The organism is Enterobacter sp. HK-058-C-ECC (assembly GCF_047531125.1).
GTDB classification, from domain to species: Bacteria; Pseudomonadota; Gammaproteobacteria; order Enterobacterales; family Enterobacteriaceae; genus Enterobacter; species Enterobacter quasiroggenkampii.
Genome location: NZ_JBLKCH010000004.1, coordinates 187,373 through 206,724, shown reverse-complemented (window position 1 = coordinate 206,724; position 19,352 = coordinate 187,373). Strand labels below are relative to the sequence as shown.

Annotated in this window: 13 protein-coding genes; 7 read left to right on the top strand and 6 right to left on the bottom strand. The window is 57.9% G+C overall.

All coding sequences use genetic code 11. The features are described from left to right. Positions 1-3 precede the first annotated feature (3 nt). Both rcsC and gyrA read right to left on the bottom strand, forming a co-directional pair. Positions 4-2,850, bottom strand: coding sequence for a two-component system sensor histidine kinase RcsC (rcsC, locus tag ACMWJS_RS10885; protein ID WP_104950479.1), 2,847 nt, complete (start codon positions 2,848-2,850; stop codon positions 4-6). Between the two features lie 135 nt (positions 2,851-2,985). Beyond that, on the bottom strand, positions 2,986-5,622 hold the full coding sequence (gene gyrA, locus ACMWJS_RS10880) for a DNA topoisomerase (ATP-hydrolyzing) subunit A (protein WP_048224205.1): 2,637 nt from the start codon (positions 5,620-5,622) through the stop codon (positions 2,986-2,988). 146 nt (positions 5,623-5,768) lie between these two features. On the opposite strand from gyrA, the gene ubiG reads away from it, so the two are divergent. From ubiG to yfaE, 4 genes are all read left to right on the top strand, one after another. Then, on the top strand, positions 5,769-6,497 hold the full coding sequence (gene ubiG / locus ACMWJS_RS10875; RefSeq protein ID WP_045908709.1) for a bifunctional 2-polyprenyl-6-hydroxyphenol methylase/3-demethylubiquinol 3-O-methyltransferase UbiG: 729 nt from the start codon (positions 5,769-5,771) through the stop codon (positions 6,495-6,497). 347 nt (positions 6,498-6,844) lie between these two features. Next, on the top strand, positions 6,845-9,130 hold the full coding sequence (gene nrdA / locus ACMWJS_RS10870; RefSeq protein WP_045908710.1) for a class 1a ribonucleoside-diphosphate reductase subunit alpha: 2,286 nt from the start codon (positions 6,845-6,847) through the stop codon (positions 9,128-9,130). A gap of 100 nt (positions 9,131-9,230) precedes the next feature. Then, on the top strand, positions 9,231-10,361 hold the full coding sequence (nrdB, locus tag ACMWJS_RS10865) for a class Ia ribonucleoside-diphosphate reductase subunit beta (RefSeq protein ID WP_045908711.1): 1,131 nt from the start codon (positions 9,231-9,233) through the stop codon (positions 10,359-10,361). Then, positions 10,361-10,615 carry a class I ribonucleotide reductase maintenance protein YfaE gene (yfaE, locus tag ACMWJS_RS10860; protein ID WP_025757202.1) on the top strand — a complete coding sequence of 85 codons (255 nt, stop codon included), beginning with the start codon at positions 10,361-10,363 and terminating at the stop codon, positions 10,613-10,615. Before nrdB ends, yfaE begins: the two co-directional genes overlap by 1 nt. Before the next feature lie 89 nt (positions 10,616-10,704). Here the strand turns inward: yfaE and glpQ are convergent, their stop codons facing one another. Further along, the gene (gene glpQ, locus ACMWJS_RS10855) at positions 10,705-11,760 is read right to left on the bottom strand and encodes a glycerophosphodiester phosphodiesterase (RefSeq protein ID WP_414747052.1); all 1,056 of its coding nucleotides are present in this window, start codon (positions 11,758-11,760) and stop codon (positions 10,705-10,707) included. Positions 11,761-11,771: 11 nt separating this feature from the next. Then, entirely contained in the window at positions 11,772-13,124 is a 1,353-nt protein-coding gene (gene glpT, locus ACMWJS_RS10850) for a glycerol-3-phosphate transporter (RefSeq protein ID WP_045354273.1), read from the bottom strand. A gap of 251 nt (positions 13,125-13,375) precedes the next feature. Between glpT and glpA the strand changes: the two genes are divergently transcribed. Genes glpA through glpC form a run of 3 tightly spaced genes read left to right on the top strand, consistent with a single transcriptional unit; the run spans position 13,376 to position 17,398 of the window. After that, on the top strand, positions 13,376-15,004 hold the full coding sequence (gene glpA, locus ACMWJS_RS10845) for an anaerobic glycerol-3-phosphate dehydrogenase subunit A (RefSeq protein WP_414747051.1): 1,629 nt from the start codon (positions 13,376-13,378) through the stop codon (positions 15,002-15,004). Further along, a complete protein-coding gene (gene glpB, locus ACMWJS_RS10840; RefSeq protein ID WP_414747050.1) occupies positions 14,994-16,211 on the top strand; it encodes a glycerol-3-phosphate dehydrogenase subunit GlpB in 1,218 nt (405 codons plus the stop codon). Before glpA ends, glpB begins: the two co-directional genes overlap by 11 nt. Next, positions 16,208-17,398, top strand: a complete 1,191-nt coding sequence (gene glpC / locus ACMWJS_RS10835) for an anaerobic glycerol-3-phosphate dehydrogenase subunit GlpC (protein WP_196351926.1) — start codon at positions 16,208-16,210, stop codon at positions 17,396-17,398. Before glpB ends, glpC begins: the two co-directional genes overlap by 4 nt. A gap of 33 nt (positions 17,399-17,431) precedes the next feature. Here glpC and ACMWJS_RS10830 read toward each other — a convergent pair whose 3' ends face one another. Beyond that, positions 17,432-18,631: a nicotinamide mononucleotide deamidase-related protein YfaY gene (locus ACMWJS_RS10830; RefSeq protein ID WP_414747049.1), complete on the bottom strand. Its 1,200-nt coding sequence runs from the start codon at positions 18,629-18,631 to the stop codon at positions 17,432-17,434. 93 nt (positions 18,632-18,724) lie between these two features. Then, a complete protein-coding gene (locus ACMWJS_RS10825) occupies positions 18,725-19,264 on the bottom strand; it encodes a YfaZ family outer membrane protein (RefSeq protein WP_414747048.1) in 540 nt (179 codons plus the stop codon). Between the last annotated feature and the right edge of the window lie 88 nt (positions 19,265-19,352).

Below are 19,352 nucleotides of genomic sequence, written 5' to 3'. Positions count from 1 at the left end.
TTTTTATATCCGCGTTTTTCTCACGCGCTCCGCGTAAATCGACAATGTCTGCTTCAGCACGTCCAGCGTCACCGGTTTCGACAGACAGCTGTCCATGCCTGACTCCAGACAGCGCTGCTTCTCTTCCGCCAGCGCGTTCGCCGTTACGCCCACCACTGGCAACGTCAGGCCAAGCTGTCGGATGCGCTGCGTCAGACGGTAGCCATCCATATTAGGCATGTTGACGTCGCTCAGCACGATATCAATATGATTCTTACTCAGCACGTTCAGCGCATCCACGCCGTCATTGGCGGTTTTGCACTGGTAGCCCAGCGATCCAAGCTGGTCAGCCAGCAGGCGACGGTTTATCGGATGATCATCCACCACCAGAATCATCATATCGTCATTCACCGACGCCAGAGACTCCGGTGACGGCAGTCCGCCCGCGCCGTCGCTCTCTTCCAGTTCCACTTTGTAGATGCGCGCAAGCAGACTCAACAGCTCGTGCGGGGTGGCGACACTGTGTACCCATTCTCCTGGCGCACGCTCAACCGGGATACCGATGTGGCGACGGCAGAAGAGCACTGACCCTCTCCCCTGCCACGGCTGTTCTGGCATCTCGTCGGCGATCAGCACATCGTCCACGTCCGGTGTTTGACCTTCATAGCGGCACACCCTCACGCCGCTGTGGGTAAGCAGTGCCGTCAGATAGTCATTCAGCGAGGCGTTATGCACCGCCAGCCAGCAGCGCTTATCGCTCAGCCCGTCTACCGTGGCTTTTGCCGGATACTGCGCCGAATAGAGCGGAATGCGGATGGTGAACTGGCTGCCCATGCCGGGCTCGGTATCCACGGAGATATCGCCATCCATCATGCTGACGAGCTTCTCACAAATCGCCAGCCCCAGTCCGGTTCCCTGGAAGTTACGCTGCACGCCGGTACCGACCTGGAAGAACGGATCGAACAGACGAACCACCTCCTTCGCCGGGATGCCGACGCCCGTGTCGCGCACGCGAATGCTCAGGTAATCCCCCGCCCGGCAGACGTGCAGCACAATACAGCCGGTATCGGTGAATTTAATGGCGTTGCTGAGCAGGTTAGAGATGACCTGCTGCAGGCGCATCGGATCGCCGTGCAGCGTCAGCGGCACGTCCGGTTCGATAAAGCAGTAGAGCCCCAGCTGTTTACGCACCACCAGCGGGAGATAGTTGGCGCTGATATGGTTCATCACCTCGCGCGGCGAAAACTCGCGCGGCTCGATTTTCAGCTGCTCGGACTCGATTTTAGAGAAGTCGAGAATATCGCTGATGATCTTCAGCAGCAGGCTGGAGGAGTTGTTCATCGCCGTCACCAGCCGGTCGACGCCTTTCGGCAGCTCTTTAGTCTGCAGCAGGTCGAGGTTACCGATGATCCCGTACAGCGGCGTACGCAGCTCGTGGCTGACGGTGGCAAGGAACATGGACTTCGACTGGCTGGCCTGCTCTGCCGCCTGCGCCATCTCCTGCAACGACTCTTCCATCTTCACGCGCGCGGAGACATCCACCAGCACGCAAATCGCCACGTTTTCATTGCGATAACGGGAATGCACAAAGCTGATCTGCAGGTTGGTGTGCGTACTGGTCAACACGTCGACAAAGTTAACCTGCTGACCGCAGATAATTTGCGTCAGCCTCTGCCGGTCTTCGTGCGTCAGCATGTTCAGGTAGTTATGTGCCAGTTCGTTACTCAGGATATTGGTCCCGTCCTGGGTACGCAGAATACAGATCCCCACCGGCGCCGAGGCAACAATCTTGCGGTTAAACTGCTCGTGTTCCTCCAGTCGCTGGGCGTCGCTTTCGGCAGGAATAAAGATTTTCCGCTCATACATGCGCGCCAGCGTAAATAGCGCGCCCCCCGCCAGCAGGTTGAGCAGAATCGCATTCATGATAAGAATGCGTATCCGCTCAAGCACCATATCCACCGGCAGCGAATAGACGATACTGAGCGACGAAGGCGGCAGGCTCTTCTTCAGCACCAGCTCGCGGAAACCTGAGGTATAGCCAAACCACGACCGCTCCTGCATCCAGTGCGGTTCGACGTTTAGACGGTTATCAGGCCCGGCAAGCGAGATCAGTTGATGACCGTTTTCATCCAGAATGGTCACGCCCATGGGCAGGCTGCCCGGGGTGAAGAAGTTTTCCATGCGAATGGTCTGCTCAATCCCCAGCAGCGCCTGCAGGCGATTGCCGAGATAAACCGGCGTCAGGGCGTAGAAATAGCCCACGCCCGGACGCGGGCCCTGGCTCACCCAGAAGATGTTATTGCCGCGCTCGTCCTGCGGTGCATTGCGGTATTTGACAATACGTTCATGCAGGCTTTTCAGCGCATCGTCACGTTCAACGGGCACGTCGCGCAGGCCAAAGTCAGCCATGCAGAGATTCTCGCTGCCAATCAGGAAGACGCGGTTCAGGTCATAGGCGGCGGAGAAATTGTCGCGCCAGTAGCGCATAAACCAGGCGAGCGATTCCAGAGAGCCGCGCCAGGTATTGCTCATGGTGGAGCAATCGGAATCCGGGAACAGCGGCTGGAAGTCCGGGACTTCGGTTTTGTCATCACGCCCGCGAAGCGCAAGGATGCCGTTTTCCGCCGTCAGACGATTTTCGGCAATATACTTCAGCTCCTTCATCACGTCAGACGTCCGCTGAATGTAGCGCTGGGCCTGGTCGGAGCTTAAGTTAAACTCCTGGCGGATCTCCGCTTCTTTCTGGTGCAGGGCGTTAACAATGTAAAACACCGAGAACAGGGCTACCAGCAGCCAAAGCAGGAGCGCCAGCGCCCGAAACAGATAGCGAGAGACTTTCAGCGTAGTACGAAAGGAGACGAGGTATTTCAAGGGGGCGAGGCTCCGCCGTCGGGGTCAAAAGAATGTGGTTAAGGTAGCGGTAAACGCGCCAGGTCGCAACGTTGACTTATCTGCTTGTGCAAAAGAAAAGGGCCGGAATCCGGCCCTTTTTTGCATCAGGAGACATTACTCGTCAGCGTCATCCGCTACGTCATCGTCGGTGTCGGCTTCCGGCGCGATATCCTCATCGCCTTCCGCGACGCTACCGTCGATGGAGTCGAGCTCTTCGTCATCCACCGGCTCAGCAACGCGCTGCAGACCCACCACGTTTTCATCTTCCGCTGTACGGATGAGGATCACGCCCTGGGTATTACGACCCACCACGCTGATCTCAGACACGCGGGTACGCACCAGCGTACCGGCATCGGTGATCATCATGATCTGGTCCGCATCATCCACCTGCACCGCGCCGACAACGGAACCGTTGCGCTCGGTCACCTTGATGGAGATTACGCCCTGCGTGCCGCGAGACTTGGTTGGGTATTCCCCTTCCGCCGTACGTTTACCGTAACCATTCTGCGTCACGGTCAGGATAGCCCCTTCACCGCGCGGAATAATCAGGGAAACAACGCTGTCTTCGCCAGCCAGCTTGATACCACGCACGCCCGTCGCGGTACGGCCCATTGCACGAACGGCGTCTTCTTTGAAGCGCACCACTTTACCGGCAGCAGAGAAGAGCATCACTTCATCGGAACCGGAGGTCAGATCCACGCCAATCAGCTCGTCGCCTTCGTTCAGGTTCACGGCGATAATACCGGCAGAACGCGGACGGCTGAATTCGGTCAGCGCGGTTTTCTTCACGGTACCGCTGGCGGTCGCCATAAAGACGTTCACGCCCTCTTCGTACTCGCGTACCGGCAGGATAGCGGTGATACGTTCGTTCGCTTCCAGCGGCAGCAGGTTAACGATTGGACGACCACGCGCGCCACGGCTTGCTTCCGGCAGCTGATAGACTTTCATCCAGTACAGACGGCCACGGCTGGAGAAGCAGAGGATCGTGTCATGGGTGTTCGCCACCAGCAGGCGGTCAATGAAGTCTTCTTCTTTAATACGTGCTGCAGATTTGCCTTTACCACCACGACGCTGTGCTTCGTAGTCGGTTAACGGCTGATACTTCACGTAGCCCTGGTGAGACAGGGTCACAACAACGTCTTCCTGGTTGATCAGGTCTTCGATGTTGATGTCCGCGCTGTTGGCGGTGATTTCGGTGCGGCGCTCGTCGCCGAACTGATCGCGGACCAGCTCCAGCTCTTCGCGGATCACTTCCATCAGGCGCTCTGCGCTGCCCAGAATATGAAGCAGCTCAGCAATCTGTTCCAGCAGCTCTTTGTATTCGTCGAGCAGTTTTTCATGCTCAAGGCCGGTCAGTTTCTGCAGACGCAGATCCAGAATCGCCTGGGCCTGCTGTTCAGTCAGGTAGTACTGACCGTCACGCACGCCGAATTCAGGTTCCAGCCACTCAGGACGCGCCGCGTCATCGCCCGCACGTTCCAGCATCGCGGCGACGTTGCCCAGATCCCACGGACGGGAAATCAGCGCAGTTTTCGCTTCCGCCGGGGTTGGCGCACGACGGATCAGTTCGATGATCGGGTCGATGTTGGCCAGCGCAACCGCCAGCGCTTCAAGGATGTGCGCACGGTCGCGCGCTTTGCGCAGTTCGAAGATGGTACGACGGGTCACCACTTCACGGCGGTGACGGACGAACGCGCTCAGGATCTCTTTCAGGTTCATGATCTTCGGCTGACCATGGTGCAGTGCAACCATGTTGATACCGAAGGAGACCTGAAGCTGCGTCTGGGAGTACAGGTTGTTCAGGACAACCTCACCCACTGCATCGCGTTTGATCTCAATCACGATGCGCATACCGTCTTTGTCAGACTCGTCACGCAGCGCGCTGATGCCTTCAACACGTTTTTCTTTTACCAGCTCGGCGATTTTTTCAATCAGACGCGCTTTGTTCACCTGATACGGGATCTCGTGAACAATGATGGTTTCACGGCCGGTTTTGGCGTCCGCTTCCACTTCGGCGCGGGCACGGATGTAAATCTTGCCGCGGCCGGTACGGTACGCTTCTTCAATACCGCGACGACCGTTGATGATCGCCGCCGTCGGGAAGTCCGGGCCCGGAATGTGTGTCATCAGCCCTTCAATGCTGATGTCTTCATCATCGATATAGGCCAGACAGCCGTTGATCACCTCAGTGATATTGTGCGGCGGAATGTTGGTTGCCATACCGACCGCGATGCCGGACGAACCGTTCACTAACAGGTTCGGGATCTTGGTGGGCATCACATCTGGGATGCGCTCGGTGCCGTCGTAGTTATCGACGAAATCAACGGTCTCTTTTTCCAGGTCGGCCATCAGCTCATGAGCGATTTTCGACATACGGATTTCCGTATAACGCATCGCTGCAGCGGAGTCGCCGTCGACTGAACCAAAGTTACCCTGGCCATCTACCAGCATGTAGCGCAAGGAGAATGGCTGCGCCATACGAACGATGGTGTCATAAACGGCGGTATCACCATGCGGGTGATATTTACCGATGACGTCACCGACGACGCGGGCAGATTTTTTATAGGCTTTATTCCAGTCATTGCCCAATACGTTCATGGCGTATAGTACGCGACGGTGTACCGGCTTCAGGCCATCGCGGACGTCCGGCAGCGCACGGCCAACAATGACCGACATCGCATAGTCCAGATAGGAGCTCTTCAGCTCTTCCTCGATGTTAACCGGTGTAATTTCTCTCGCAAGGTCGCTCATCTAACCGCTATCCCTCTACTGTATCCCGGATTCAAAGGTCGCAAATTATAACACAGCCGAGGTGATTGAGGTAAACCTATACGCTTTATTCACAGGGATTGCCTGATATACTCATTCGTCTTGCTAAATAAGGAGTAAAAGCGCCCATGAATGCCGAAAAATCCCCGGTGGCTCACAACGTTGACCACGAAGAGATTGCCAAATTTGAAGCGGTGGCGTCCCGCTGGTGGGATCTCGAAGGTGAGTTCAAACCGCTGCACCGTATTAACCCGCTGCGTCTGGGCTATATTGCGGAGCGTTCCGGCGGTCTGTTCGGTAAAAAAGTGCTCGATGTCGGCTGCGGCGGCGGTATCCTGGCGGAAAGCATGGCGCGCGAAGGGGCGAACGTCACGGGCCTGGATATGGGTTTTGAACCGCTGCAGGTTGCCCGTCTTCACGCGCTGGAGTCTGGCATACAGGTAGACTACGTGCAGGAAACCGTGGAAGAACACGCGGCAAAACATGCCCATCAGTACGATGTGGTGACCTGCATGGAGATGCTGGAGCACGTTCCCGATCCGCAATCCGTGGTGCACGCCTGTGCAAAACTGGTGAAACCGGGCGGCCAGGTCTTCTTCTCAACCCTCAACCGCAACGCTAAAGCCTGGCTGATGGCCGTCGTCGGCGCGGAGTATGTGCTGCGCATGGTGCCGAAAGGCACGCATGACGTGAAGAAATTCATCAAGCCGGCGGAGCTGTTAAGCTGGGTTGACCAGACGTGGCTCAAGGAGCAGCACATCACCGGCCTGCACTACAATCCGCTGACCAATAAATTCAAACTCGCACCGGGCGTTGATGTTAACTATATGTTGCACACAACCGCCAAAAACGACTAACGTCATTCGTTATTCTTATAAAGATTGCGCGACATCATGTTGCGCAATTCTGACCTCCCGTTGAAGAAATCAGCACTCGATCAAATTTTGAATTTTTTTTCTTAATTATTGACATGTCTTCCAGGCCTTACGGTACGAGGACTTAGCCTTTTTTACCCTTTCACAACCTCAATTTAACGTCAAAATCAACCCTTGTGCTGAAAAGATTCGATACTAGAATACTCACCATATAGCGTTTTTCTTATCGCAAACCCCCTATATGTAGTATTTATCCACAGAGTTAGTCACAAGACGGTTCTGTGGATAAGCGGGGGATATTTTTTATTTCACGGACAGGTAAAACCCACATGAATCAGAGTCTGCTGGTGACAAAGCGCGACGGTACTACCGAGCGTATCAATCTGGACAAAATCCATCGAGTTCTCGACTGGGCAGCAGAAGGACTGAACAACGTATCTATCTCCCAGGTTGAACTGCGTTCTCATATTCAGTTCTACGACGGCATCAAAACGTCTGATATCCACGAAACCATCATCAAAGCGGCGGCAGACCTCATCTCCCGCGAAGCACCGGATTATCAGTACCTGGCTGCACGTCTGGCGATTTTCCACCTGCGTAAAAAAGCCTACGGCCAGTTTGAGCCGCCGAAGCTTTACGATCACGTGGTGAAAATGGTTGAGCTGGGCAAATACGACACGCATCTGCTGGAAGACTATACGGAAGAAGAGTTCGAGCAGATGAACGGGTTTATCGATCACTGGCGCGACATGAACTTCTCCTACGCGGCGGTGAAGCAGCTCGAAGGCAAATACCTGGTTCAGAACCGTGTAACCGGTGAGATCTACGAAAGCGCCCAGTTCCTCTACATTCTGGTGGCCGCCTGCCTGTTCTCAAACTACCCGCGTGATACCCGTCTGGATTACGTGAAGCGTTTCTACGATGCGGTATCGACGTTCAAGATTTCTCTGCCGACGCCAATCATGTCTGGCGTGCGCACCCCTACCCGCCAGTTCAGCTCCTGCGTGCTGATCGAGTGCGGTGACAGCCTGGATTCCATCAACGCCACCTCCAGCGCCATTGTGAAATACGTTTCCCAGCGCGCCGGTATCGGCATCAACGCCGGCCGCATTCGTGCGCTGGGCAGCCCGATTCGCGGCGGTGAAGCGTTCCACACCGGCTGTATCCCGTTCTATAAGCACTTCCAGACGGCAGTAAAATCCTGCTCTCAGGGCGGCGTGCGCGGCGGTGCTGCGACCCTGTTCTACCCAATGTGGCACCTGGAAGTGGAAAGCCTGCTGGTTCTGAAAAACAACCGTGGTGTCGAAGGCAACCGCGTACGTCACATGGACTACGGCGTGCAGATCAACAAGCTGATGTACACCCGTCTGCTGAAGGGCGAAGACATTACCCTGTTCAGCCCGTCCGACGTCCCGGGCCTGTATGACGCGTTCTTCGCCGATCAGGACGAGTTCGAGCGTCTGTACACCAAATACGAAAAAGACGACAGCATCCGCAAGCAGCGCGTGAAGGCGGTCGATCTGTTCTCCCTGATGATGCAGGAACGTGCCTCTACCGGCCGTATCTACATCCAGAACGTTGACCACTGCAACACCCACAGCCCGTTTGATCCGGTCGTTGCGCCAGTGCGCCAGTCTAACCTGTGCCTGGAGATCGCCCTGCCGACCAAACCGCTGGAAGACGTGAACGACGAAAACGGTGAAATTGCGCTGTGTACGCTGTCCGCATTTAACCTGGGCGCAATTAAGAGCCTGGACGAGCTGGAAGAGCTGGCCGTGCTGGCAGTTCGTGCCCTCGACGCTCTGCTGGACTACCAGGATTACCCAATCCCGGCAGCGAAACGCGGTGCGATGGGCCGTCGTACCCTGGGTATCGGCGTGATCAACTTCGCCTACTGGCTGGCGAAAAACGGCAAGCGTTACTCCGACGGCAGCGCTAACAACCTGACGCACCAGACGTTTGAAGCCATTCAGTACTACCTGATGAAAGCCTCTAACGAGCTGGCGAAAGAGCAAGGCGCGTGCCCGTGGTTCAACGAAACCACCTACGCGAAAGGCATTCTGCCGATCGACACCTACAAGAAAGACCTGGATGCGATCGTCAGCGAGCCGCTGCATCTCGACTGGGAAGGCCTGCGCGAGTCCATTAAAACGCACGGCCTGCGTAACTCCACGCTCTCTGCCCTGATGCCGTCTGAGACCTCTTCGCAGATCTCTAACGCCACCAACGGCATTGAGCCACCGCGCGGCCACGTCAGCATCAAAGCCTCGAAAGACGGCGTGCTGCGTCAGGTGGTGCCGGATTACGAGACGCTGGGTGACAACTACGAGCTGCTGTGGGAAATGCCAAACAACGACGGTTACCTGCAGCTGGTAGGGATCATGCAGAAGTTTATCGACCAGTCGATCTCTGCCAATACCAACTATGACCCGACGCGCTTCCCGTCAGGCAAGGTTCCGATGCAGCAACTGCTGAAAGACCTGCTCACCGCCTACAAATTTGGCGTGAAAACGCTGTACTATCACAACACCCGTGATGGTGCGGAAGACGCGCAGGACGACCTGGTTCCGTCAATTCAGGACGATGGCTGCGAAAGCGGCGCATGTAAGATCTAAGCACTTCGCCGGGTGGCGCTACGCTTACCCGGCCTACGGTTTTGTAGGCCCGGCAAACGCAGTGCCGCCGGGCAATAAAATCTCAACAGGACTCACCGCAATGGCATATACCACCTTTTCACAGACGAAAAACGACCAGCTCAAAGAGCCGATGTTCTTCGGCCAGCCGGTCAACGTGGCACGCTACGATCAGCAAAAATATGACATCTTCGAAAAGCTGATTGAAAAGCAACTCTCCTTCTTCTGGCGTCCGGAAGAAGTGGACGTCTCCCGCGACCGTATTGACTACCAGTCGCTGCCGGATCACGAAAAACATATCTTCATCAGCAACCTGAAGTACCAGACGCTGCTGGACTCCATTCAGGGCCGTAGCCCGAACGTGGCGCTGCTGCCGCTGATCTCGATTCCAGAGCTGGAAACCTGGGTGGAAACCTGGGCGTTCTCCGAGACGATCCACTCCCGCTCTTATACCCACATTATCCGCAACATCGTGAACGATCCGGCGGTGGTGTTTGACGATATCGTCACCAACGAGCAGATCCAGAAGCGCGCGGAAGGCATTGCTCATTACTACGACGAGCTGATCGAGATGACCAGCTACTGGCATCTGCTGGGTGAAGGCACCCACCACGTGGACGGCAAAACCATCACCGTAAACCTGCGTGCGCTGAAAAAGCAGCTGTACCTGTGCCTGATGAGCGTCAACGCGCTGGAAGCGATCCGCTTCTACGTGAGCTTCGCCTGCTCCTTCGCCTTTGCCGAGCGCAAGCTGATGGAAGGCAACGCCAAGATCATCCGTCTGATTGCCCGTGATGAAGCCCTGCACCTGACCGGTACCCAGCACATGCTGAACCTGCTGCGCAGCGGCACGGACGATCCTGAGATGGCGGCAATCGCCGAAGAGTGCAAGCAGGAGTGCTACGACCTGTTCGTGCTGGCGGCCCAGCAGGAGAAAGAGTGGGCAGACTACCTGTTCCGTGACGGCTCCATGATTGGCCTGAACAAAGACATCCTGTGCCAGTACGTGGAGTACATCACCAACATCCGCATGCAGGCTGTCGGTCTCGACCTGCCGTTCCAGACGCGCTCTAACCCTATCCCGTGGATCAACACCTGGCTGGTGTCCGATAACGTGCAGGTCGCGCCGCAGGAAGTGGAAGTGAGTTCTTATCTGGTCGGTCAGATTGATTCTGAAGTCAACACCGACGACCTGAGCGATTTCCAGCTCTGATGACGCGCGTCACGCTGAGCCTTTCGGGTACAGAAGTGCTGTGCCAGGAAGAGCACCCTTCCCTGCTGGTGGCGCTTGAAGCGCATCAGGTGGAGGTCGAGTACCAGTGTCGTGAAGGCTATTGCGGCTCCTGCCGCTGCCGTCTGGTCGCCGGCCAGGTGGACTGGCTGACCGAACCGCTGGCCTTTATCAACGAAGGGGAAATTTTGCCCTGCTGCTGCCGGGCAAAAGGCGATATCGAGATCGAGATGTGAATGTGTCGGGTGGCGCTTCGCTTACCCGACCTACAAAACCGCAGTTCGTAGGCCGGGTAAGGCGCAGCCGCCCCCCGGCAATTTCAGCGTTAATCCTTCAAAAAGCTCACCGCTTTATCCGGGAAATCCGTAAACAGTCCGTCCACGCCCGCCTGCTTATACAACACCTCATAAAGCTGATTCACATCCGAGGCATACGGCGGCAGTTGGTCTGCACGCACGGTGTACGGATGCACCTGCATCTTGCTGGCATGCGCCTCTTTCACCATCGCCGTCAGCTTCACGTGGCCCGGCGTTGAGCCTTCCGCTACCAGCATATGGTAATCCGGCCCAATGCCGTCGGCGTACTGTGCAATCTGCTTCATCGCGCCCGGCTTAAACATCCAGTCGTAGTTGTAGTTCACCCACGTCCCGTCCGGCTGTTTCTCCTGGGTTTCATTCCAGTCAGTGTAGGCAATCAGCTGCACCAGGTTGAGGTTCATGCCCATCTTCGGCTCCAGCTCGGTTTTGATGCGCTTCAGCTCGGCGGCATCAAAACACTGCAGGTAGACCTTGTCCTTCTTGCTGGTGTAGCCGTACTGTTTCAGCACCTCCAGCGTCTTCGCGGCAATGTCCTTCCCTTCCTGATGGTGGAACCACGGCGCTTTGATTTCCGGATAGATGCCGATGTTTTTACCGGTTGAGTGGTTCAGCCCCTGAACAAACTCAATCTCTTCCTGGAAGGTATGGATCCGGAAGTCAGATTTGCCCATCGGGAAACGTCCCGGATAGACCTGCACCTTCTTGCCGTTTTCAATCTCGAAGCCTTCGGTAAACTTCAGAGAGCGGATCTCCGCCAGCGTGAAGTCAATGGCGTAGAAGCGGCCATCTTTGCGGGCGCGGTCCGGGAAGCGCTCCGCCACGTCCGTCACGCGGTCAAGATAGTGATCGTGCAGGACGACCAGCTGGTCGTCCTTCGTCATCACCAGATCCTGCTCCAGGTAATCCGCACCCTGCGCATAGGCCATCGCTTTCGCCGGCAGCGTATGCTCCGGCAGATAGCCGCTCGCGCCGCGGTGGGCAATAACGATTTTATCCGCCGCCAGCGCGGACCCGGTCATCAGGCCCGCCATCAGCAGGCCTGTCGCTAACTGAGTTAATTTCATCGCAAAGCTCCTTATTGACGACGTGCCAGCACTTCAGCGTGGTGACGTTTTTCCCCGATCATCACAACAATCAGCAGCAGTACCGCCAGCACGCTACCGCCGATCATCACCATAAAGCCGCCGTCCCAGCCGAAGAAGTCAACGGTGTAGCCCACAATGGCGCTCGCCGCGACCGAACCGCCGAGGTAGCCGAACAGGCCGGTAAAGCCCGCCGCCGTGCCCGCCGCTTTTTTCGGCGCCAGCTCCAGGGCATGCAGACCGATCAGCATCACCGGACCGTAAATCAGGAAGCCGATGACGATCATGCAGGCCATATCTACTGATGGGTTGCCCGGCGGGTTAAGCCAGTAAACGACCGTCGCGATGGTCACCAGCGTCATAAAGAACACGCCCGTCGCACCGCGGTTACCTTTAAATACTTTGTCCGACATCCAGCCGCAAAGCAGCGTGCCCGGGATCCCGGCATATTCATACAGGAAATAGGCCCAGGAGGATTTATCCAGCGCGAAGTGCTTCACCTCTTTCAGGTAGGTTGGCGACCAGTCGAGGATGCCGTAGCGCAGCAGGTAAACGAACACGTTCGCGACCGCGATGTACCACAGCAGCTTGTTCGGCAGCACGTACTTCATGAAGATCTGTTTTGCGGTCAGCTCTTCTTCATGTTCCTTGCTGTAATCATCCGGATAGTCGTTTTTGTACTCTTCAATCGGCGGCAGACCGCAGGACTGCGGCGTATCGCGCATCAGGGCGAAGGCAATAATCGCCACCAGAATGGCGCCAAAGGCAGGCATGTAGAGCGCCGCGTGCCAGTCGTTGAACCAGGCCATCCCCAGCAGGAACAGCAGAGGCGGAATACCGCCGCCCACGTTATGGGCGCAGTTCCACACCGACACGATGCCACCGCGCTCTTTCTGCGACCACCAGTGCACCATGGTACGCCCGCACGGTGGCCACCCCATCCCCTGGAACCAGCCGCAGAGGAACAGCAGCACGAACATGATGGCAATGCTGGAGGTTGCCCACGGCACAAAGCCCATGAACAGCATGACCGCGGCCGCCAGGATCAGACCGGCGGGCAGGAACACGCGCGGATTCGAGCGATCCGACACGGAGCCCATGATGAATTTGGAAAAACCGTAGGCGATAGAGATCCCCGACAGCGCGAACCCCAGATCGCCGCGGGAAAAGCCCTGCTCCACCAGATACGGCATAGCGAGCGCGAAGTTTTTACGTACAAGGTAGTACGCCGCGTACCCGAAGAAGATCCCCAGGAAGATTTGCCAACGCAGGCGGCGATAGAGCGGATCTATTTCTGCCTCTGGCAGACGCGCCCTGTGGGGCGCAGGTTTGAAGATACTGAGCATAACAGCCTCCGTGGCCTTGAAATGAATGAGCAGGTGGCTCGCACCTGAATTCCAGAGGCGGGGATGTTAAGAAATCACGGTGATTGTTACTGTGAATCAACGCACAGATTGTTACAGAAATATGACAGAATGCGCAAAAAAGCGCATGAAATCACGTTTCACTTTCGAATTCCGCGCGTTTATGTTCGAAATCAAACAAACCACAAAATTAATATGGCTAAATGATAAAAAACGAACATAGAGGGTAAACAATGACCAGTCACGATCCTCGTTATAGCGATGTGATAATCATTGGTGGTGGCGCAACCGGCGCCGGGATCGCGCGCGATTGCGCCCTTCGCGGCTTAAGCGTCACGCTTCTGGAACGCCATGATATCGCCACGGGCGCAACCGGGCGTAACCACGGCCTGCTGCACAGCGGCGCCCGGTATGCGGTCACCGACGCGGAATCCGCACGCGAATGTATTGCTGAAAACCAGATCCTCAAGCGTATCGCCCGACACTGCATTGAGCCGACCGACGGCCTCTTTATTACCCTTCCTGAAGATGACCTCGCCTTTCAGGACACCTTTATTACCGCCTGCAGCGCCGCGGGCATTCAGGCTGAAGCCATGGATCCGGCGCTGGCGCGGCGGCTGGAACCGTCGGTTAACCCGGCGCTTATCGGCGCGGTGAAAGTCCCTGACGGCACCGTCGATCCGTTCCGCCTGACCGCCGCCAACATGCTGGACGCCCGGGAGCATGGCGCACATATCCTCACCGGGCACGAAGTGACCGGCCTTATCCGCGAAGGCCACCGCATCTGCGGCGTGCGGCTTTTTAATGCGCAATACAATGAGCACAGCGAGCTGTATGCCACCGTGGTGGTCAACGCGGCGGGGATCTGGGGGCAACGGATTGCGGAATACGCTGACCTGTCGGTGCGCATGTTCCCGGCGAAAGGCTCGCTGCTGATCCTCGACCACCGCATTAATAACCACGTGATCAACCGCTGCCGCAAACCGTCTGACGCCGATATCCTCGTGCCGGGAGATACCATTTCGTTAATCGGGACGACCTCAACCCACGTGGACTACAGCGAAATTGACTACAACCGCGTCACCGCTGAAGAGGTGGATATCCTGCTGCGCGAAGGGGATAAACTGGTGCCGGTGATGGCGCAGACGCGCATTCTGCGCGCCTACGCGGGCGTGCGTCCGCTGGTCGCCAGCGACAACGATCCGAGCGGACGTAACGTCAGCCGGGGCATCGTGCTGCTCGATCACGCCGCGCGCGACGGCATGGACGGGTTTATCACCATCACCGGCGGCAAGCTGATGACCTATCGCCTGATGGCCGAGTGGGCAACCGATGCCGTCTGCCGCAAGCTGGGGAATACCAGGCCGTGCGTGACGGCAGAGCAGCCGCTGCCGGGATCGCGCCAGTCCACCGAAAAAACGCTGCAAAAAATCATCTCTCTGCCTGCGCCGCTGCGCGGGTCCGCGGTGTACCGCCACGGCGACAGAACGCCACCGTGGCTCGGTGAAGGACGAGTAAGCCGCAGCCTGGTGTGCGAGTGCGAAGCCGTCACCGCCGGTGAGGTGCAGTACGCGGTGGAGAACCTGACGGTCACCAGCCTGCTCGATCTTCGTCGCCGCACCCGCGTCGGAATGGGCACCTGCCAGGGCGAGCTGTGCGCCTGTCGCGCCGCCGGGCTGTTGCAGCGCTTTCACACCACCACCGCTACCCAGTCGCTCGATCAGCTCAGCGCGTTTTTAAACGAGCGCTGGAAAGGTATTCAGCCTGTCGCCTGGGGCGATGCCCTGCGTGAAAGTGAATTTACCCGCTGGGTCTACCAGGGGCTTTGCGGTCTTGAGAAGGAGCAACACGATGAAATTTGATACCGTGATTGTCGGCGGTGGGCTGGCGGGCCTGCTCTGCGGCATTAAGCTCACGAAGCAGGGGCTGCGCTGCGCCATTATCACCCGGGGGCAGAGCGCCCTGCACTTCTCGTCGGGCTCGCTGGATCTGGTGGACGAAGCGTACCGCGATAAACTGCCACCCGAACACCCGTATCACCTGATTGGCGCGCAGCATATTGACCGCTTTGCGCTGGAGACCGAAGCGCTGCTGGCGGACTGCGGCGCACGTCTGCAGGGTAGCGCCCGGCTCAATCACCAGCGCGTCACGCCGCTCGGCACCCTGCGTTCCGCGTGGCTCAGCCCGGAGGAGGTGCCCGTTGCCCCCATTCGCGCGGAACGCGTGCGGGTGGTAGGGATTAGCGGCTTTCTGGATTTCCAGCCCCATCTCGCGGCGGCGTCGCTCTGTCGCCAGGGCGTTAACGCCGAAACGGCAGAGATAGAACTGCCTGAGCTTGATGTCCTGCGCGATAACCCGAGCGAGTTTCGCGCGGTGAATATCGCCCGTTTTCTGGATAATGAAGAGAAATGGCCGTTGCTGTATGACGCCCTCAGGCCGCTTAGCGACAACTGTGACGCCCTGCTGATGCCCGCCTGCTTCGGTTTACGCGACAACCGGCTCTGGCGCTGGCTCTCGGATCGTCTGCCCTGCTCGCTCGGCCTGCTGCCAACGCTGCCCCCGTCTGTCCCCGGCATCCGCCTGCACACCCAGCTCCAGCGCCAGTTTGTTGCCCAGGGCGGCGTGTGGATGGCGGGGGATGAGGTGAAGAAAATTACCCTGGTGGACGGCGCGGTAAGCGAAATCTGGACGCGAAACCACGAGGATATTCCGCTTCGCGCCCGCTATACGGTGCTGGCAAGCGGCAGTTTCTTCAGCAACGGGCTGCTGAGCAGCCGGGAAGGCATTCGGGAAGCTATTATGGGCCTGGATGTTCGCCAGCGAGCCTCCCGCGCGGACTGGTATCAGAGTGATTTCTTCTCGCCGCAGCCCTGGCAGCAGTTCGGCGTGATTGTCGATAACCACCTGCATCCTCAGCTTTCCGGTAAGCCCGTCAGTACTCTTTTTGCCATCGGTTCGCTGCTGGGCGGATACGATCCCATCGCCCAGGGATGCGGTGGCTGCGTCTGCGCCGTCACGGCGCTGTATGTGGCAGAGCAGATTAGCCAGCGCACGGAGGCTGAACAATGAACGACACCCGTTTTGAAAGCTGCATCAAATGCACGGTGTGTACCACCGTCTGCCCGGTCAGCGGCGTGAACCCACGCTATCCCGGGCCTAAACAGGCCGGACCGGACGGCGAGCGCCTGCGCCTGAAGGACGGCAAATTGTACGATGAGGCGCTGAAATACTGCATCAACTGCAAACGCTGCGAAGTCGCCTGCCCGTCGGATGTGAAAATCGGCGATATTATCCAGCGCGCCCGGGCGCGCTACAGTACGCAAAAGCCGTCGCTGCGGGACGCGATTCTGAGCCACACCGATCTGATGGGCAGCGTCTCTACGCCGTTTGCCCCGCTGGTGAATGCCGCGACCTCTCTCAAACCGGTGCGCCAGCTGCTGGATGCCACGCTGAAGATAGACCATCACCGCAGCCTGCCGAAATATTCTCACGGCACCTTCCGCCGCTGGTATAAATCCGTGGCGGCGGAGCAGGCGCAGTACGCCGAGCAGGTGGCCTTTTTCCACGGCTGCTATGTGAACTACAACCATCCGCAGCTGGGTAAAGATCTGCTGAAGGTGCTGAACGCCATGGGAACCGGCGTACAGCTGCTTAGCAAGGAGAAGTGCTGCGGCGTGCCGCTGATTGCTAACGGGTTTACCGATAAAGCGCGCAGTCAGGCTCAAAGCAATGTCACCTCCCTGCGTGAAGCCATCGTCGACAAGGGCATACCGGTGCTGGCGACCTCGTCCACCTGTACCTTCACCCTACGCGATGAGTATCCGCATCTGCTGGACGTGGACAACACCGGCCTGCGAGAGCACATCGAGCTGGCAACGCGCTTCCTGTGGCGCAAGCTGGACAGCGGGCAGACGTTGCCGCTGGGGAAATTGCCGCTGAAAGTGGTGTACCACACGCCGTGTCATATGGAGAAGATGGGCTGGTCGCTCTATACGCTGGAGCTGCTGCGGTTAATCCCGGGGCTGGAGCTGACGGTGCTGGACTCGCGCTGCTGCGGGATTGCGGGAACCTACGGCTTTAAGCGTGAAAACTACGAAACGTCGCAGGCGATCGGCGCTCCGCTGTTCCGTCAAATTGAGGAGAGCGGCGCGGATATCGTGGTGACGGACTGCGAAACCTGCAAGTGGCAGATTGAGATGTCCACCAGCAAGCGCTGCGAGCATCCGATTACGCTGCTGGCAAAGGCGCTCGGGTGAACATGGCCGGGGCGAAAGGCCCCGGCACAGGCGTTACTCCACGAACAGCGACTCAACCACGTTAATCCAGCCGTGCTCGCTGGCCAACTCTTTGCCATTCAGCCAGCGGCGCAGCATGTTCAGCGCCATCATAGCGCACACCTCCTGACGCACCGCCAGGCTGTGGCGGGTAATGCTCATTTTTACCCGCAGGGCGTGGGTGCCCTCGGGCGTCGCCAGCGCGAAGTTGAGATGTTCTTCATCCAGCCCGCCGACAAACAGCGCCAGACCGGCAAAATGCTTCACCCTTCTCTCGGACGCCCAGCGGGCGGTCTGCGCCAGGGTCTCCTGCTGGAACGGCACCACTTCGCTCGCCAGCAGCGGCGCGTTGACGCGCGACAGCTGAAGTGCCAGCAGGCCACCGGTGAACTGCTCGCTTAAGGTCACGCTCAGTTGACGCGCCTGCAGCTGCTTCGCAATCTGCGCGGGCAACCCTTCCGTACCTTCAAAGATCAGGCTTTCGCCCGCCACGCGCTGCACCTCGGGCCACAACGCCAGCATCGCCTCTTTCTGTTCGGCCGGGCCTGTCAGCTTAAGTTCAATGATCGGCATGGAGGAGCGATAGCCCATGGACACGCCCGGCGGCAGAGGAAGGTGATCGAGGCTCTGGGCCAGATCGCTTTCCGAGCGGCCAAAGGTGGTCAGACGCAGGCACAGCGGCGGTTCCGGCAGGGTAAAACGATCGCGAAGGCGCGGCAGGATCTGCTGCTCGACCATCACTTTAAATTCTGAGGGCACGCCCGGCGTGAAGAACATCAGACAGCGGTTCAGGTGCATGGCAAACCCACACGCGGTACCGACCGGGTTATCGACCAGTTCAGCACTGGCGGGAATTTCAGCCTGTTTGCGGTTGCTGGGGGCCATGACGCGGCCACGTTCGGAGAAAAAACGCGCCATCTGCGAGAGCCACGCCTCATGCAGCACCAGCCCTTCGCCTTTTGCGGTCGCGGCGGCCAGGGCACTGAGATCGTCACTGGTGGGGCCGAGCCCGCCGTTCACAATCAGCACGTCGCACTGTTCACTGCGCTCGCGCAGAACAGCGACCAGTGACTCAAGATTGTCGCCCACCGTATTGCGGCGCGTTAACGGTAATCCTTGCTCAAAGAAAAGATCGGCCAGCCAGGCAGCATTGGTATCAATAATTTGTCCATGCAGCACTTCGTCGCCGGTGGATAACATCTCCACGTTAATCATTGTGTTCTCCCGCTTATTTGGTCAAAACACTATAGCGCAAACGCGGGGTGGAGCAGAGAGAAACTGGCGCGACAGCATGCCGCGCCGGAGAGATTAGAAGCCTGCGCTGACGCCCACGTACGGACCGTCGGCCAGCGCGTTATCGCGGTTGCCGTCTTTGCCGGCCAGGTTCAGATAGCGATAGCCTGCTTCGATGGTGATTGGACGCATGATGGTCCAGCGTGCGCCAGCGTTGGCCTCTTCATAGCTGTCGATACCGCTTGAGAGGGAATCTGGAGAGTAGTAGAACTCACCAAACAGCCCGAAGCTGTCGCCAATTTTCCACTGCAGACCGCCGCCCACTGCCGCCGCATACCCTTCATCACCATCATTTGGGTTGGTATAGATACCTTTACCGCCGACGGTCGCCAGGAACGGGCCAAGAGGAACGTTGAGACCCAGGCCGAGGCTGGCCGCGTCGCCGTCGTCATCGTTATGCGTCCAGCCGCCGGTCATCGCCAGACCGGATGTCTCGGTACCCATGCCAAAGCCCAGGTGGGTATAATCCTGACCCGCCGAGCCGTTAATGCTAATGGCGTTCGCCGCCGCAGATACAACCATCAGGCCGAAGCCCAGTAATGCCACTTTTTTCATTGTCGTGATCCCGCACAATTTTTATAGAGAAGTCCCAAAACCGCGAGATTTTAACCTGGGTCTTTCGGGGATCAAGCACTCTGCGTGC

Bases quoted from the DNA above. Each gene is read 5' to 3' on its own strand.
- gyrA (WP_048224205.1), bottom strand. From the start codon at position 5,622: ATGAGCGACCTTGCGAGAGAAATTACACCGGTTAACATCGAGGAAGAG.
- ubiG (WP_045908709.1), top strand. From the start codon at position 5,769: ATGAATGCCGAAAAATCCCCGGTGGCTCACAACGTTGACCACGAAGAG.
- nrdA (WP_045908710.1), top strand. From the start codon at position 6,845: ATGAATCAGAGTCTGCTGGTGACAAAGCGCGACGGTACTACCGAGCGT.
- nrdB (WP_045908711.1), top strand. From the start codon at position 9,231: ATGGCATATACCACCTTTTCACAGACGAAAAACGACCAGCTCAAAGAG.
- yfaE (WP_025757202.1), top strand. From the start codon at position 10,361: ATGACGCGCGTCACGCTGAGCCTTTCGGGTACAGAAGTGCTGTGCCAG.
- glpQ (WP_414747052.1), bottom strand. From the start codon at position 11,760: ATGAAATTAACTCAGTTAGCGACAGGCCTGCTGATGGCGGGCCTGATG.
- glpT (WP_045354273.1), bottom strand. From the start codon at position 13,124: ATGCTCAGTATCTTCAAACCTGCGCCCCACAGGGCGCGTCTGCCAGAG.
- glpA (WP_414747051.1), top strand. From the start codon at position 13,376: ATGACCAGTCACGATCCTCGTTATAGCGATGTGATAATCATTGGTGGT.
- glpB (WP_414747050.1), top strand. From the start codon at position 14,994: ATGAAATTTGATACCGTGATTGTCGGCGGTGGGCTGGCGGGCCTGCTC.
- glpC (WP_196351926.1), top strand. From the start codon at position 16,208: ATGAACGACACCCGTTTTGAAAGCTGCATCAAATGCACGGTGTGTACC.
- ACMWJS_RS10830 (WP_414747049.1), bottom strand. From the start codon at position 18,631: ATGATTAACGTGGAGATGTTATCCACCGGCGACGAAGTGCTGCATGGA.
- ACMWJS_RS10825 (WP_414747048.1), bottom strand. From the start codon at position 19,264: ATGAAAAAAGTGGCATTACTGGGCTTCGGCCTGATGGTTGTATCTGCG.